Genomic DNA, 17474 nt, shown 5'->3' on the forward strand with positions numbered 1-17474 from the left:
GGTGAGGTGCTGTTTTTTCATGCCACCAGTCTAAGTGACGTGGCGATAGAACACAAGAGGTCTTAATTTACGGACTAGTGAATACTTACACTGCATGGCGTATTTGCCAAGATTTGGGTGTACCTCAGCCTAAATGACCCCCACGCCCCGATCTATTCAGTATCGATGCGTGGGGCACTCTGCTCCTACGGCCGCCAGCGGTATTCCAACACTGGCGCGGGCGGATCGGTGATGCTGCGCAGCCCTAACGGGTCGCTCGTCGCCTGTGGGGCGCTCAGGCGGCTGAGCAGCAGCGAGCGTAGCGACGAACTGCTGGTGTAGCGTACTACCAAGGCGTTGTCGAGGTTGGTCAGTTCCATCGCCCCCGCGATGGCCTCGTCCAGATTGCCGAGTTCATCCACTAACCCCAACTCCAAGGCTTGCGCCCCGGTGTAGATGCGCCCATCGGCGATCTCCAAGACCCGCTCGCGGGGTAGCCCGCGTCCCTCCGCGATCACGTCCACGAAGCCTTGGTATGCCTCGTCTACCAGTTGCTGAAGGACGGCGTTCTCCTCGGCGGTTGGCTCACGGGTGGCTGAGCCGATGTCCTTCAATGCCCCGCTCTTGTAGACATAACTCTTGAGTCCTAGATTCTCAAAGGCTTCGCCATAGTTGGTCAGGCTCAGAATAACGCCCAAACTGCCGGTGAAGGTGTCTTTGTTGGCGTAGATGCGCTCGGCTGGTGCGCTGATATAGTAGCCGCCACTGGCTGCGGTGGCGCCCATACTCACCACGAGGGTCTTGCCCGCCTCACGTAGTTTGAGGAGTTCGGCGTGGATCTCGCTGCTCGCCACGACCCCACCACCAGGGCTATCTACCCGCAAGACCACCGCCTGCACCAGGGGATCGCTGGTTGCCTGTTTGATCTGGCTCAGGATGTCGCTCTGGCCCAGGCTATTGCTGAAGGGGTCGCTGCCTAATCCAATCGTGCCACTGACTTCGATGATCACTACCCGATCCAGTCCGCTGCCCATAACGGTCTGTTCTTGCCAGCGCGGGGCTGCGAGTGGCCCGCTCGAATTGCTATCCCCATCGGCGAAGGCCAACAAGAGCGCCATGCCGCCTAGCGGTAGGATTGAACATGCGAGCACCAAGCCGATAATGATCGAGAGGGCGATCAGCCAACCGCGCCCACCGCGAGATTTCTCTTTCGCTTTTTCTGTCTCTGTCTCCATAGCACCGACTCCTTTGGCTACCTTGAAGCGCTCCTAGGCAGTATAATGCACTCAGATGAACAAATGCCAATGATAGGCGGGGGTTCGGGGGAGGCTTCGCCTCCCCCGAAGAAGTTTTTTTCTCGTATGTTGGCGGCGTAGCCGCCAACATACGAGAAAAAGCGGGTCTGGGGCGTAGCCCCAACTAAGTTTTAGGGCTGTAGCCCTAAACATCATGTCAATGGGCGTAGCAGCCCCCGAACCCCCACTGAAGAAAGAGAAAGGGATCACCATGGAACTCGGCTTGGTCGGCCTCGGTCGTATGGGGGCTAATATGAGCATCCGCCTGCTCCAAGGCGGCCATCGGGTGGTTGTCTATAACCGCAGTGTTGAGAAGGCTGTCGAATTGGCTAATGCCCATGGTGCGGTCGCCGTACACTCTTTAGCGGAGTTGGTGCAGGCGCTCACGCCGCCCCGGATTGTCTGGCTGATGCTCCCCGCTGGTGCAGCGACTGATGAGTACCTCGCGGCGGTGGCTGCTCTGCTGGAACCGGGCGATATTATGGTTGATGGGGCCAATAATAACTATAAGGTGAGTATTGCTCACGCTGAACAGCTTGCGGCGATGGGGCTGCGCTTCCTTGATGCCGGGGTGAGTGGTGGCATCTGGGGCTTGCAGGTCGGGTATTGTACGATGGTCGGCGGGGAGGCTGCCACCTTCGCACATATCGAGCCGCTGCTCAAGACGTTGGCGCCGCCCGATGGCTACTTGCACTGCGGCCCGGCAGGCGCGGGTCATTTCGTCAAGATGATCCATAATGGGATCGAATATGGCATGATGCAAGCCTATGCCGAGGGCTTCGAGATTATGGAGCGTTCGCGCTATGATCTCGATCTGCAAAAGATTAGCCACCTCTGGAACCAGGGCAGTGTGGTGCGCTCATGGTTGCTCGAACTTGCCGAACGCGCCTTTAGCGATGATGCGCACCTCGATCAGATCCGGGGCTATGTGCAGGATAGTGGCGAGGGGCGTTGGACGGTGCAGGAGGCGCTCGATCTTGATGTCCCGGCCCCGGTGATTACGCTCTCGCTCCAGACGCGCTTCCGCTCGCGTCAGGATGATAGCTTCTCGGCTAAGGTGTTGGCGGCGTTGCGCAACCAGTTTGGGGGTCACGCAGTGAAGAAGGTGGAGGAGTAGCGCCGCAACATATTGCGTCGCCTACCCATGGCGCCGCAACATATTGCGTCGCCTACCCATGGCGCCGCAACATATTGCGTCGCCTACCCATGGCGCCGCAACATATTGCGTCGCCTATCCATGGCGACGCAACATATTGCGTCGCCTACCCATGGCGATGCAACATATAGCGTCGCCTACCCATGGCGACGCAACATATTGCGGCGCTACCTTGTCTCCACCTGCGTAACCGCCACCCCCACATACCACGGCGCACGCGCCAGGTCGAGGAGATGGGTCGGGCTGCTGATCTGCACCGTCACAGCCTCGCCTCGCTCGCAACCGGGTAGATCGGCGAGGCTGACCTGTACTTCCTGTTCGCTGCCGTCCAGGACGATGCGCATGGGTGGTTGCGGGCTGCCCTGTACGTGTAGCTCCGCCACCTGCCCCGCAACTCCGCGTAGCTGGGCCACGGCGGCTCCGCAGGTGGTGCGCAGTCGCACCTCAGCTTTACCTAGCGTCCACGCCCCCCGTTCTAGATCGAAGCTCGCCGGGGCAAAGCCCCGGTAAAACCCCAACATCATCGGGTCGCCCGGAATGACTCGTTGGGGTGGCGCAGCTTCAACATGTTCCCATGCCCAGCGGTAGAGGTCGTTGCCTGCCCGCCAGTAGGCGTTGATCGCCGCCAACTCTGCTTCAGCCGCCTGGGTGTCGCCACGCTCGCCAGCCAGAAGGATGCGCATGGCGCGGGCGTATTGGCTGCGCCCTTCAAGATCGAGTGCGGCTTGGTAGTGTTGATCCGCAACATCCGCTTGGCCTTGGGCGAGTGCGAAATCGGCGCGGGCGATGCTGCGCAGTGGGTTACTCGGATCAACCTGTTGGGCGGCGATCAGCATGGCTGCGCTGGCCGCCCCATGTGCTTGGAGTGCGTAGCGTTCCGCCTTGATCCAGGTGATGTAGCGCGTACTGGCGATCAGGCCGAGGAAGAGGAGTATGCCGAGCAGCGCCGCGTACAAGCGCGGGTCACGCCAGCGCAGCCTGAGTTTGCGCCAGGTGTGCGCGAGTTGCATCAGGGCGTAGGCGGCAAAGGGAATGTAGACCGCCACCAGAGGTAGGCGCAGCCGGGGATGCCCGATACTGATCGCCACTAACCCCACCGTGATCGCCGCCCACAGCAGCGCCGGTAGGGCGCGGCGGTAGTTGGGGGCGAAGGCAATCCCCACCATTCCCGCCAGCATGATCATGATGTACTCGGCATCGGCGAGGAGGGTGAGCGGTAAGGAGAGTTCGCCTGCATTTTGCACCACGGGACTTCCATCCGAGGCGATGGCGATCAGATCGCCGGCCGCGTAGTTGCGGGTTTGCAGCATCAGCAGCGAGGCCACCTTGTAGCGCATGCGCACCACAAACGCGACCGGATCTTCCTGCACACGCTCCAGCGTCCAGCGGTTAGCCAGCGCTTGACGCTCGGCCAAGTTGGGAATAGCGAAGAGTTCGGCGTCGCGGGCGGCCTTCTCTTCGGGGTTGCGTACTTGGCCAAACCAGACACTGATCCCCCCATTTGTGTCCACCAAGATCAGGTGATCATGGACGAGGTAGTTGCGTAGTGCCCACGGGCCGATCAGCAAGGTGGCTCCTAGAGCCAGGGCCAGCGCCAAACGCCAACGGTGCTTACTGGCTTGCAGTATGAGGAGTATCTGTTCATACTTGGGGTACAAGAAATCTTTTGTTGACGCAAAGGCACCAAGACGCAAAGGTTTTGTTGCCGGCTTTGCGCCTTGGCGTCTTGGCGTCAAAACATGAATGTTAGGAGAAGTGTGAACAGGTACTATGAGGAAGAGTGCGGCCAGGGGAATGAAGAAGAGTCCGACCGCACGGGTGAGCGTGGCGGCGGCCAGCACGATCCCAGCGAAAAAGGCCGTGCGGGAACGCCCCGTCTCACTCGCCTGATCTAGTTTGGTCAACCCCAGGATCATCAGGGTGACGAAGAGTGCCTCGGCGTACAGCGCACTGGCGAAGGTGGCCAAGGGAATGAAGATCGCCCCGATCATGCCCGCAACCAGCGCGACATCATGGCGACCAAAGATCTGCCGCGCAAACCCGCTGAAGGCGAGCGCACCCACGCCCATGAGGATAGCCTGAATCAGCATCGCGTTGCTGACATCCATCCCCGCGCAGGGCAGAATCAGCGCGAGTAGCACCGGGTAGCCAGGTGGCCGCAGCCACTTGCCATCATCGTGGTAGCCGCCTTGGAGTATATGGACGGCGGCGCGGTAGTACTCTTCGGCGTCGCCGGGGGGCACCACACCGCTCGCACTCCCCCACCACCAGAGGCTCACTCGCAGGATGATTGCCACTATGACAATCAGTACCAAACCCCAACGGTAGCGTTGGGAGTGGAACGGGATGTCTTGCATAGCCCCAAGCCCCAGTTTTTGGTCTCTGTTGGCGGCGAAGCCGCCAACAGAGACCAAAAAATATCTTTGGGGGCGGCTTTGCCCATAGACATGAACTTTAGGGCTACCGCCCGAAAAACCATGCTTGAGGCTGCGCCCCAAATCCCCACCGGGGCGCGTCACGACGCGCCCCTACTTCTTCTTGCCACGTGGCACACCCGCGCCATCCCGCCCACGGGGTGTGGGGGTGGGTTCGGTCGGTTTGGCTTCTTGCTGGGCCTGGAGGATCTTGGCCGCCTCGGCAGCAACCGCTGGGTTCTCGCGCCGCTGCGCGGGGCGTGGTGGGGCCGCTTGGGCAAGTTGGGCGGTCTTGTTTTGGGGTTGGCTCTGCGCCTGGAGCAGGTGCATGATCTCGTCGGTGCGGCCCTCATGGCACTGTTTGAACTTCTTGCCGCTGCCACATGGGCACGGATCATTGCGGCCTGGCATGCGCACCTGTTTGCGCTGCGCTTTGCTCTGTGTGGCCTGTTCGGCCTGCTCCTCGCTACTCCCTCCCGCTCGCTGGGCGGTGGCGAGGCGCTGCTCCTGCTCGGCTGCGAGTTGGCGCAGGTACTTCTCGTACTCGAACGAGGTGTGCATCACATTGTAGACAATGTCGCGGGTGATGAGATCCTTCAACTGCTCGAACATTGTGAAGGACTCGCGCTTAAACTCGTTGAGCGGGTTCTTCTGCGCATAGGCTTGTAGATTGATGGATTGGCGCAATCCGTCCATTGCGGTCAGGTAATCAATCCACTGGCGGTCAATCGCGGCCAGCATGATGCGGCGTTCTACCTCGCGCATCAGATCGGGGCTGATCACCCGCTCGCGTTCGGCATAGGCCAGTTCGATCTGCTCGACCAGCCAACTCTCGATCTCATCACGGATCTTATCGGCGAAGCTGGCAGGTGTGGTGCTGGCGGGCAGCAGCGGGTTGATCTTGTGATACTGGCGCAGCAGGGTTTCGAGATCCCACTCTTCACGGCTCGCTTCTGCTGGCAGATGCTCGTCCACCAGCGCCGCAATCTCCTCCCCGATCATGTCGAGCACCCGCTCGCGCATATCGGCACCGTCCAGGATGGAACGCCGGTCGGCATAGATGATCTGGCGCTGCTTGTTCATCACATCATCAAACTCGACGGTGTGTTTACGAATATCGAAGTTGAAGCCCTCGACGCGAGTTTGGGCACCCTCAATCGTGCGATCCAGCATCCCCGCCTCAAGCGGCAGATCGTCTTCAACGAAGCGCCCCATAATCTTGCGGATGGTATCCACTGGGCCGAAGCGGCGCATGAGTTCATCCTCAAGTGAGAGGAAGAAGCGTGACGAACCGGGATCACCCTGGCGACCCGCACGACCACGGAGCTGGTTGTCAATGCGGCGCGCCTCGTGGCGCTCGGTACCGATGATGTGCAGCCCACCTAGTTCGCGTACCTTCGCCCCCTCTATGGCGGTCAGGCGTACCGCCTCCTCGCGGGCGGCCTGAAGTTGCTCTGGGGTGGCGGTTTCAAACGCAATCCCCTGCTTGGCCAACAGATCATCCACTAACCCATCAGGATTCCCACCCAACAGGATGTCGGTACCACGGCCAGCCATGTTGGTGGCGACCGTCACGCTCCTGAGTCGCCCGGCCTGGGCAACAACTCCGGCCTCACGTTCGTGCTGCTTGGCATTCAGGACGTGTGGCTCAACCCCATTCTGTTTGAGCAGCGCACTCACGCGCTCCGACGTCTCGACCGAGGTGGTACCGATCAGCACCGGACGCCCGATCTCGATCATCTCCTGCACCTCACGCACCACCGCCTCAAACTTGGCCTGCTCACTGCGGTAGACCTGATCGGGCAGATCTGTGCGCTGCATTGGCTTATTGGTGGGGATGATCACCACATCCAGATTGTAGATCTTGGCAAATTCTTCACGCTCGGTATAGGCCGTACCGGTCATACCGGCCAGCTTGGTATACATACGGAAGTAGTTCTGGAAGGTGATCGTGGCCAGGGTGACGTTCTCGTTCTTCACCTCGACGCCATGCTTGGCCTCAACCGCCTGGTGCAGCCCATCGCTCCAGCGCCGCCCCGGCATCGCACGCCCGGTGAACTCATCAATGATCACCACTTCACCCTCGCTGGTGATCATGTAGTCTTTATCGAGGTGGAAGATGAACTCTGCCTTTAGTGCATTTTCGACATAATGGGTCTTCTCATAGTGTTCTGGATCGTAGAGCCCCTCGTCTTCTGGGATACGGAGCAAGCGCTCCAATTTCTCGATTCCCTGTTCGGTGAGGGTAATACTCTTGCTACGCTCCTCGATCATAAAGTCGCCATTCGGCAGGAGCCCATCCTCCTTCACCTGCTTGGGCGTGACCGTACTGCGCTTGAGGTTGCGCACCAGCACGGCCATTTGGCGATAGAGTTCGCTACTCTTCTGGGCTGGCCCGGAGATGATCAGCGGAGTACGTGCCTCGTCAATCAGGATGTTGTCAACCTCGTCCACAATCGCAAAGTGAAGCTCGCGCTGCGACATCTGGGCCGTCTCGAAGGCCATATTATCGCGCAGGTAGTCGAAGCCAAACTCATTGTTGGTACCGTAGGTAATATCGGCGGCATAGGCTTCGCGGCGGTGACAACGCTCCCAGTGAACGAGGCGCTGATCCTCTGGATTGGCTTGGGGATCAACATAATCGGGATTATAGAGCGCACTGGTATCGTGGGCGATGAAACCGACACTCATACCCAGGAAGTGGTAAATCGGAGCCATCCAGCCCGCGCCAACTTTCGCGAGGTAGTCGTTGACGGTGACCAGATGTGCGCCCTGGCCCGTGAGCGCATTGAGGTAGAGTGGGAGGGTAGCGACCAGCGTCTTCCCTTCACCGGTCTTCATCTCAGCGATCTTACCCTGGTGCAGCACAATCCCACCGATCAACTGCACATCAAAGTGGCGCATCCCGAGCGTGCGCCGCGACGCCTCGCGCACCGTGGCGAAGGCTTCGGGGAGCAGATCATCAAGCTCGGTACCCTGCGCTAAGCGGGCGCGGAACTCGGCGGTCTTGCCCTGTAACGCTTCATCGCTCAGTGCTTTATAACTATCTTCCAGGCGATTGATCTCATCAACGAGGGGTTGGATCTGGCGGACCACCCGATCATTGCCATCACCAACTATCTTCTTCAGCCAATTGAACATGGCTCTATTCTTCTCCGTAAGCATCTATTGGCAAAAAACTGCACACTGGAGCGCATTATACCCGACCCCAAGAGGATGGGGCAACATCATCTGCGGTGGTAACCAGGGCATGTGCAAAGTCACCTCCGGTGGGGGTTTGGGGGCGGCGAAGCCGCCCCCGCAGAATATTTTTGTGGTGTTTTGGCGGCGAAGCCGCCAAAACACCACAAAAATATCTTACTCTCGGCGTGGATACAAGGGCAAGATGCCCTCGCTCCCAGGAGAAGTGTGAACAGTTATACCTTCACCCACCGGATCTCCGAATGCCCGCGCTCGGCAATCGCTTGCGTTAGGAGGCGTAATAAATTGCGATCTGCCCCTTGATCGGCCAGCCAGGTAAGGGTTGGCCGATCAATAAAGTAAGTCTCATCCTCGTCGCTCTCCTCCTCAAGTTGATCAATCAGGAACTGGAGTTGGGCGGGACTAATAGCTCCGATATAGACGCCGGTATCATTGTGGTAGAGCGAGACCCGCGCATCACTGCTGGAGGATTCAGGCGGTGGGAGTACAGCGTCGCTACTCGCAGCGGCGATGATACGACGCAGATCGGCTTCGCTAAACTGGTGGGAGTCTTGGGTCTCTTCGAGCAGTTGTGCCACCACCGTGTGGGCGGCGTCGGGGCGGCCAAGTGCGAGGGCATTCTCGCGCATCCATGCGATGCGTCCCGGCTGGGCGAAGATCTGATCGATCTTATACGCCATCGTCATGAGCGAACGGCAGCGTACCGCTGCGCCTGCTTCGAGCAGATGATCGCTGTTACGCTCCTCCTGACCGGGGATAGGGTCTACGATCACCATCGGTAACCCCGCTGCCATACACTCTGAAGCACTCAGGCCACCTGGCTTGCCGATGAAGAGCGAGGCCACTCGCATAAGATCGGGCATCTCGTGGGTGAAACCGAGCACCCGGAAATGCTCTTTGGCCCCACTGATCTGGGTCGCGACCTGATCGCGGAGCAGTTTGTTATGCCCGCAGACAACGACGGTTTGCACCGGGGTCTGCATGCGCAAGATCTGGGCTACAATGTCGCGCACGGGGCCGCCACCGAGTGCCCCGGCTGAAACCAGCAGGATCGGACGGTTACTGCGCAGATCAAACTTCTTCAGTACCGCCTCGTGGTCTACTGGTTGGCCAAGGATCGGATTGACTGGGATACCAGACACGGTGATCCGTGATGCGTCTACCCCTAGTTCGTTCAGATGTACCTTGGTTTCAGGAATAGCGACAAAATAGCGATTGAAGACACGACTCAGCCACATCCCCTGGAAATCATAGTCGGTGGTGACAATCGAGAGGCTCGTATGTGATTTCCCTTGGCTGATGAGTTGAGCCACCACTCCGGCGGGCATAAAGTGGGTGCAGACCGTCACATCCGGGTTGTAGTCGAGTACAAACTTGGCGAGTGGTTGTGAATTGAGCAAATTCCAGAGTTGGATTGCGCCAACTTCGTTGCGGAATGGCTCATCGTTCTGATCATACCACCAACCCACCAGCCAGGGATTCTCCTTCACGAGCGCGAAATAGACATCCGAGGCTGTCACTTGGAAGATACTACTCGTCAGTTTGAGCGCATCCTGGTTGAGTACTTCAACGCCGGGTTGGGTGCGGCAGACTTGCTCAATCGCGGCGGCAGCCGATTTATGCCCTGATCCGACACTTGCCGAAAGGATCAGGATTCGCTTAAGATTCGTCATAGGGAGTGTCGCTCCATTGGGTGTCAGTTGAGCGAGATGGTGAGGATGCTATGAGGCTATACGCAGTGAGTATACACCATGATCTCTCAACCGTGCGGTGAGTATGTGCTATACTGAGGTGCTTTATTGGCTATATGTGTAACTTTCCCATGAAGGATATAGAGATCTAGATGACAACTGCGACCATCGAACCAACCTCTGCGACTCAGCCCGCTGGTGAGCCGGTCAAGCTCAGTGGTCTGCGCTGTATCGCCTACGAGATTGCGCTTAATGGCTGGCGCATTCTGCGTGAGACAGTCAATGATTTTAGCCTCTGGCGTCTGATCGAGTACCCCTGGTCGGCTAAGGCGTTGGGGTTACGCCGGGGCGATCTGGTGCTGGATATTGGATCGGGAACTTCCTCCTACCCGCATATGCTGGCTAAGGAGGGGGTAGATGTGATTGTATTGGAGCTTGACGCTGACCGGGTGCGTTGGCAGTTGGCCAAGCGGCGGGCCACCGCACGCCCCGGTGATGGGCGCTTCTTCCCGCTAGTGGCGAGTGCCACGGCGATGCCCATTCGCAGCGACAGTGTCGAGCGCCTCGCGGCGATCTCCTCGCTGGAGCACATCCCCGATGATGAGTCGGTGGGTGTGGAGATTGGGCGCGTTCTTGCCAGTAGTGGTGTTGCGGCGATCACCATCCCCTACACGAGTACTGAGCGTACCAACTTCTTTAAGGGTATTCGTAAGTTTATCCGTGTTGAACCTAACGCCTTCGTACAGGAGGGCAAGGCTGGTTCGTTCTTCCGTTTCTATACCGACGCCGATATCGAACGGGTCTATGTACGCCCATTCAATGCCCGCGTGGGTGAATGGCGCGGCTTTGGGCGCTCGTGGCTCAATGGGCGCTACCACGAGACCAAACTGACCAAGTATTGGCGGCGGTTTGTGCTCAAGGATCTCTTCTTGGCCCTGATCGTGCATCCCTTAGAGGAGCGTTACGACCGTAGCGATCCGCTCTATGTGATGTTTACGCTGCGCAAGCCGTGACGATGGCATGACTCTGGTGGTAGCAGCAGCGGGCGGTTGGTGGATTAGGAAGGAAGGTTCGCTTGTTTCGTCGTTTCTTTGCCATTGGGGCACTACTGCTACTCGTCATCCTGATCTCACTTGGCTTGGTAGGTCTGGCACGGTTGCGAGTTGACAGGATTGATCTTGGCTTACGCAATCAGCAAATGACCGATTCAGTCTTTCATGCTGGTTTTTATCAACGGGAGTTCACCCCCAATGGTGAAGCCTACCGTTGGACGAGTAGTTCAGTCGTAATTCAACTGCGTAATAAGGCCAATCTCATTCCAGCATATCTGCTCAAGATGCGGCTGCGTTCCCATCCGGCAGGAGCAGAGCCATTCAGTATCCTCTCCGATGGGCAGGTTCTCGCAACCAGCATTCCCGATCAGCGTTTCCGTACCTACTATGTCTTAGCCCAGCCCACTGTTGATGGCGAGTTGCGTCTTAATCTGCGTACAACCACTTTTGTGTCCGCACAGGATCTTCGTCCCTTAGGTCTCTTCGTCACCGACCTCACTCTCCGTCCGATTCCACAGATAGATTGGTTGACGTTGATCGTCGTGGCACTGGGCCTGAGTCTCTTGGCAGGGTTGCTCATCGTTCAATCTACCCCTATCCATAGTGTGGTCGTTACGCTTATGCTGGCCGGTTTCGGCTTGGCTCTCGTGGCAAGTGGGGATCGCCCTCCGACCTTACCCTTCGCTGTTCTTTCCGGCTCTTTCCTGCTCGTCACGATCTTGCTGGTCTCCTTCGTTCGCCCCACCTTGGTGCGTCTGGGCCTGATTTCTATCGCCCTGACAGTCACATTTAGTGGCATACTCTGGCCTACATGGCTCACCGACGATGCCTTCATCTCTTTTCGTTATGCCCAGAATTTGGTTGAGGGTCATGGCCTTGTCTACAACGTGGGCGAGCGGGTGGAAGGCTACACCAACTTTCTCTGGACAATGATCGCAGCGGGTGTCCTGGCGGTTGGTGGTGATCTGGTGGTCTGGAGTTATCTGAGCGGGATCGAACTAGGACTGGCGATCATGGTGTTGAGTTACATCATGGCCAGCCGTCTCTACGGCCCATACTGGGGTCTGGCGGCAACACTACTGGTGGCTACCAGCCAAAGCCTGCTACTCTACACCGCACGCGGGGCAGGTTTAGAGACGGGCTTCTTCGCGCTGTTGGTGCTGGCCGCAAGCGGCACCTACCTACTCAGCCAGATCCGGCGGAGTTGGCTGATCGCCACCGGGTTGCTCCTTGCCGCTGCCGCCATGACCCGCCCGGAGGGCATCTTGGTGTGTGGGCTAACGGTGGGTCACTTGCTGATTCTGGGGCCAACGCCAACACCAACAAACGTTCGTACTCGCTTGGCCTCTGGGGCATGGCTTCTGGGCACCTTCTTACTCATCTTCCTGCCCTACTTTCTGTGGCGTTGGAACTACTATGGCGATCTCCTCCCCAACACCTTCTATGCCAAGACCGGGGGGGGCTGGTCGCAGATCCTACGCGGACTAACCTATGCAGGCAGCTTTGCAATCACACTCGGTGGGCCACTCCTTTTGCTCATCTTCTGGCCATGGTGGAAGGATTGGCGCACCGCGCTCCACTCGTGGCGCAGCTACCTGTTGCTGCTCGCACTCACCTACACCGCCTACATTATCGCCGTGGGGGGCGATCATTTTCGGGGTGAGCGCTTCTTTGTACCGGTGCTGCCCTGGTTGGTGCTGCTCCTGGTTGATGGGATAGCCAGCCTGACACCGCCCCAACCCAAGCGGATCTATGCGATCCTCGTGGCCCTTGCCTTTGGATTAGGTGGTACACTGGCACTGCTACGCACTACGCCGATAGACAAAACTATCAGCGGGATGGATCAGACCGTCTGGATCTGGCGCGAGATTGGCTGGTGGATGGCTGATCACAGCGAACCATCGGCGACGATTGCCGCCCAGGGAGCGGGTGCCATTGCCTACTATAGCCAACGCTCGGTGATCGATCTCTTTGGCCTGACCGAAAAGCATATTGCCCGTATGTCGCTCCCAACTATGGGTCAGGGGGTGGCTGGCCACGAAAAACACGATCCGGTCTATGTTTTGCAAGAACGGCGTCCAACGTACATCCCCCAGATCTGGGAGAGCTATTTTGGTGGGCCAGCCGGGCTTCGTGATCAGTATCGCCTCATTACTATCACCACCCGTTCGGGGCGTGAGATGCAGTTGTGGGAACGGTTGCCCTAAATGGCAATCCTAGCAAATTGTTAGGAAACTTTTTGCCATCGTCATTCGGTATATAGGGTACAATCCCTATACTATCATCATTGGGATTTTGTTGCCGCCATGCCTGCGGCGCTACTGAAACTATGCGACTACTCTACTTCATTCCGCGCTACGATAGCGCCGCCATGGGGAATCGCATCCATACTGAGGTCATCGCTGCTTGGCGTGCCGCTGGCGTGACGACTGATGTGCTCTCTCTTGCTTCGGGCATTGATCGCCTGACCACGAGTGTCGAAGATGGAATTACCATCTACCGATTACCCGTTAGTGCCAATGCTCCAACCAAGCTCAGTAACCGTGCGCTTGCAGCGATCTGGCCGTATCCCTATTTGGCGGGGGCGATCAGCTACTATCGGCGTTTTATTCGATCTGCACGCTACGATTTGGTGCATATTGAGACCGCATTCCCGTTAGGTTTGGTGGCCACCCTCACTCCGCGACGCTCCTCGCCACCGTTAGCCGTCACGCTTCCGGGGGCCGATATTATGGCCGAGCCTGCCTATGACTATGGCTATGCGCGCTTTGCAACCGTGCGAGCAATGTTGCCCCTCATTTTTCGGCGTGCCGTGACTCTGCGTGCCGATTCGCCACAGATCCGTGATTTGGCGATGACACGAGGGGCTGCACCTGAGAAGGTGGTTGCTATTCCCTATAACATTACGGCTGACAGCTACCCACCTAAAGGGCATGATCTGGCCGCTTTACGCCAGAGTAGCCGTGCGATGTTGATCGAACGCCACAACCTCGATCCGCAACGCCCAATTGTGGTCAGCCTCAATCGTCTGCACCCCTTTAAGGGCATCGCATACCTCGTGGAATCCCTACCCCACCTCCGTCGTTTGGGGTTACGTCCGCAAGTGTTAATTGTTGGCCCCAACCGCACCACACCCCGTTTTGGCGACTACGCCGTCTACCTGCGTGGGCGGGCGGCTGAATTAGGTGTCGTGGATGATGTCCATCTCGTGGGTGGGATACCTCATCGTGACTCAATGGCCTACCTTGCCGGGGCCGATGTTGCGGTTGTGCCCTCGGTCGCCGAATCTTTCAGCCGGGTGGTGATTGAGGCTGCGGCTGTTGGCACGCCCCCAGTAGTGACCCGCACCACAGGCGCGAGTGCCTATGTGGCGGAGCAGCAGGCCGGGTTACTCGTGGAACCATGTTCGGGCCAGGCTATTGCTGAGGCGCTGAGAACCCTCTTGTCTAATCGGGACGTATGGCAGGGTTATAGCGAGCGTGCCTTTGGGATGGCTCCGGCCTTCAGTTCAGCCCAGATCGCCGCTGATCTCTTACGTCTTTACCAGACAGTAGTATAAGGAGAATTACTAATGCAGCGTTCATCTTTGCTTATGAGTATGATTATAGGGTTGCTTGTCCTCGCCGGGGTGGGCATAGCCTTAACCCAAGCCCCGCAGGGTGCAGCGCAGACACCCGCACCGCTCGTGACTTACCCGGACTTCCCTCCAACCCCGACGGTTGGCCCCAACCCAACCGCTCCGGCGGGGTTGGCGAGCAGCAACGTTATCTTCCAGAGCAATTTTGATGATGCCGATGCGCTGGCCGCATGGCAGTTTGTGGATCAGACCTACATCATCAAGGATTTGGAGGCTGCATGGGAGGTGAGTAATGGACGGTTGGTGCAGGTCGGTTCCGGGTTGGCGCGCAACCCATCCACAAACGAGGCGGCGGCGCTGGTGGGTGATGCAGCGTGGCGGGACTATACGATTCGAACCAGTTTCTATGACGAGTATAACGGAATTGTGGGCCTGATTGCCCGTTACCAAGGCACCGAACCGACCCAATCCTCCTACTATCGGGTGCGCCTCTATTCCACGCAATACCAGATTAGCCCCAAGGTGGTGCTAGAGAAGGTGGTGGATGGGGTGAGTACGATGCTGGCCGAGGTGAAGACGGTGGGTTTTGCTCCCCGTATATGGCATACCTTAGCACTTAGTGTCCAAGGAAACAGCCTTCAAGTACAACTCGATGGGCAGATGCTGGTAACTGCACAAGACCCCAACCCCTTGCCGAGCGGTCGGGCCGGGTTGTTCACCTATGCGATTGGTGGCATCTTCTTTGATGATATGTCTGTAGTAACCCCGTAACTAGGAGCATACTATGCGACGATACATATTCGTTTTAGCATTCCTGGCCTTGATTGGCCTCTCAGCGCAGATCCGCCCGGTGAGTGGACAGTCAGCACCACAACGCCAACTCGAATTTACGATTGGGAACTCGAATCTTACGAAGTATCCCAGTGTCACTACCTATAACGATAAGGTCTATATTGGAAGTGGGATTAGCACCGGTGGTTCATTATCTACCGATGCATGGTCGTGGTCATTAGGAGATCAGGCTAGTGGGATTGCTTGGGAGTCTCGTATTGGTGGCTTATCTGGGCAAGCTAACTTCTCTTCTGTTGCGTTGGCGAGCAGCAGTAATGGGGATATTCATGCGGCTTGGAGTAGTTCTAATGAGAGTCGTATCTACTATAGTCGCTTACCGAGTGGTTCACAGACATGGAGTCCAGTTATTTCAATAGCCTCTGGAAGGCTTATGTTATATCCGCAGATTGCAGTCTATGAATCGGATGTCTATATAATCTGGAATCAGGTTGATTCTCCACTCTCTTTGAGGGTCTATCGTAATGGATCTTGGTCGGGGCCATATTATACACAATATCAGACCTACTCGGTTCCTGCTTCCGTGGCAGCTGGGCCGAATGGCCAGGCGGCGATTACATACTCAACCAAGGATCTCGCGACAGCGGTGGCGTTTTTTAATGGTAGTGGCCTCTCGAACCTCAATCTTACGGGGAATGTACAAGGGTCTGATAGCTCAATTGCGATAGGTGCGAATGGAAAGTACTATGCTGCATGGCGTGGACTAGATAGTTCTGGTGCTTTTTCAGGGGTCTTCTTGGGTGAAAGTAGCAATGGAGTTAATTGGTCATCACGCCAAATTGTACCAGGAATCATTCAGGGAACGGTCAATGTATTGGTTGATGGCAGTGGTACGGTTCACCTAGCTTGGATCGCTAACGCATCAGGGTCGCTACGAGGATTCTACTCCTACCGTCTTGCTGGCCAATCCAACTTCTTAACGGCTGCATCAACTAGTACTTCACTGATTTTCAACTCACGTTTAAGTATCAGTTCTGGTGGTCGCTACGCACATATGGTTGCGGAGAACTTCAATATTAATCCGCAGAAGATCCTCTACACCCGCTTTGCTGGCGCACCTGGAACGGGAGTTTCGGCTACCCCGGCGATTGCAGGTGGGGCAAACTCGGTAGGGGTGAAGGACAAGACTACGATCAGTGTCTCCTTCACCGATCTTCGTGTTGTACAAGGCAATACCTACCAAGTGCGCTGGAACTGGGGGGCGGCACCCACTGATGCTAATCCTTGGCAAGCTCTGAGTCTCACTAATCCTACCATTAATGTGAGTGTGCCAAGTGTCGCTTCATGTAGCAGCGCTACGTTGTACACCCAGATCAAGGATGTTACAACCGGCGTAGTTGAAGTACCGGCCAAGACCGATTCGGTGATCATCGACTCGGATGTCCAAGCCCGCGCAAGCATCACCAATCCCTATATCGCCCTCGCATCACTCAGCAATACCGATAGCCTTGCCGCCGAGTTGGCGCTGAGTAAAGGCGCAGTCGGTGCCGGTGATCCCAATCATACTCGCATTGCGGTTGTCTACTTGGATGCCTATAATGCGGGTGATTGTAGTGGGGTTAGTAGTGTTACCCTTTCGCATAATGGCAGTAGTGGCGAGATTTATAAACTCGTGAATGATCGCTATCAGGGTCTTGTACCCCTACCCGATCTTGCGAACCTAGAGACCGGTTCATGGCCAGTCACGATTATCATTCAGGATGGGGCGGGGAACACCCAAGAGACGAGTGTTCAGATGGTGTTTGATGATGTTGTGCCAAGCTTTACCAGCGCTGGTATATCTAATGCTACTCCCAATTCACAAGCAGACATCCTTCAGGATTTGACCTTCCCGAATGTCGTCGTGAGTGACAATATCTATCGTAACGGAACGCGCCAGTTCTGGGGGGTCTGGTTGGCAAATAGTCCCTCGATTGTCTCCAACCCATCCACGCTCAACTGGATCGCGGTGCCGGTTGAGGATGTAGATGCGACCACCGTGCGGGTACGCAATTGGAGCCTAACGGCAGGATTGGCCGAGCCACTACCCACACCAGGCCCAAGAACAACCTACATCTATGTGCGCTTCCTGGATGGGGCAGGGAATGCGACAATTGCAACTCCCCTGCGCATAGATGTTCCGAGTAACTTCAACCCGGTCAAGGTCAACTTGCCGGCGGTTATGCGCTAAGTAAGGGCGTGGCCCCCATAAATCTTGCGTATTGGGGTGGTGTTTGGCGGCGCAGCCGCCAAACACCACCCCAATACGCGCTTACCTAAG

Annotated in this window: 10 protein-coding genes; 6 read left to right on the forward strand and 4 right to left on the reverse strand. The window is 57.2% G+C overall.

Annotated features, from left to right (window positions below):
• Nucleotides 1-185: 185 nt before the first annotated feature.
• Nucleotides 186-1214: a signal peptide peptidase SppA gene (gene sppA, locus EKD03_RS09055; RefSeq protein WP_129629778.1), complete on the reverse strand. Its 1029-nt coding sequence runs from the start codon at nt 1212-1214 to the stop codon at nt 186-188.
• Nucleotides 1215-1485: 271 nt separating this feature from the next.
• Between sppA and gnd the strand changes: the two genes are divergently transcribed.
• Nucleotides 1486-2391, forward strand: coding sequence for a phosphogluconate dehydrogenase (NAD(+)-dependent, decarboxylating) (gene gnd, locus EKD03_RS09060; protein WP_129629780.1), 906 nt, complete (start codon nt 1486-1488; stop codon nt 2389-2391).
• Nucleotides 2392-2597: 206 nt separating this feature from the next.
• Here the strand turns inward: gnd and EKD03_RS09065 are convergent, their stop codons facing one another.
• The 3 genes from EKD03_RS09065 to EKD03_RS09075 all read right to left on the reverse strand — a co-directional run bounded on the left by EKD03_RS09065 (nt 2598) and on the right by EKD03_RS09075 (nt 9718).
• Nucleotides 2598-4787: an ArnT family glycosyltransferase gene (locus tag EKD03_RS09065; RefSeq protein WP_129629782.1), complete on the reverse strand. Its 2190-nt coding sequence runs from the start codon at nt 4785-4787 to the stop codon at nt 2598-2600.
• 171 nt (nt 4788-4958) lie between these two features.
• Nucleotides 4959-7985, reverse strand: coding sequence for a preprotein translocase subunit SecA (secA, locus tag EKD03_RS09070; protein WP_129629784.1), 3027 nt, complete (start codon nt 7983-7985; stop codon nt 4959-4961).
• 275 nt (nt 7986-8260) lie between these two features.
• Entirely contained in the window at nt 8261-9718 is a 1458-nt protein-coding gene (locus EKD03_RS09075; protein ID WP_129629787.1) for an MGDG synthase family glycosyltransferase, read from the reverse strand.
• A 170-nt stretch (nt 9719-9888) separates the two neighbouring features.
• Here EKD03_RS09075 and EKD03_RS09080 point away from each other — a divergent pair, with 170 nt between their 5' ends.
• The 5 genes from EKD03_RS09080 to EKD03_RS09100 all read left to right on the forward strand — a co-directional run bounded on the left by EKD03_RS09080 (nt 9889) and on the right by EKD03_RS09100 (nt 17384).
• Nucleotides 9889-10749: a class I SAM-dependent methyltransferase gene (locus EKD03_RS09080; RefSeq protein WP_129629789.1), complete on the forward strand. Its 861-nt coding sequence runs from the start codon at nt 9889-9891 to the stop codon at nt 10747-10749.
• A 62-nt stretch (nt 10750-10811) separates the two neighbouring features.
• Complete coding sequence (locus EKD03_RS09085; RefSeq protein ID WP_129629791.1) at nt 10812-12995, forward strand: hypothetical protein; 2184 nt, start codon at nt 10812-10814, stop codon at nt 12993-12995.
• Nucleotides 12996-13117: 122 nt separating this feature from the next.
• Nucleotides 13118-14347 (forward strand): glycosyltransferase family 4 protein, encoded by a 1230-nt coding sequence (locus EKD03_RS09090; RefSeq protein WP_129629793.1) that lies wholly within the window; start codon nt 13118-13120, stop codon nt 14345-14347.
• A gap of 12 nt (nt 14348-14359) precedes the next feature.
• Nucleotides 14360-15136 (forward strand): 3-keto-alpha-glucoside-1,2-lyase-like domain-containing protein, encoded by a 777-nt coding sequence (locus EKD03_RS09095; protein WP_129629795.1) that lies wholly within the window; start codon nt 14360-14362, stop codon nt 15134-15136.
• A 13-nt stretch (nt 15137-15149) separates the two neighbouring features.
• Nucleotides 15150-17384, forward strand: coding sequence for a hypothetical protein (locus tag EKD03_RS09100; RefSeq protein WP_129629797.1), 2235 nt, complete (start codon nt 15150-15152; stop codon nt 17382-17384).
• Nucleotides 17385-17474: the final 90 nt, after the last annotated feature.

Source organism: Candidatus Oscillochloris fontis (assembly GCF_004138135.1).
GTDB lineage: Bacteria > Chloroflexota > Chloroflexia > Chloroflexales > Chloroflexaceae > Oscillochloris > Oscillochloris fontis.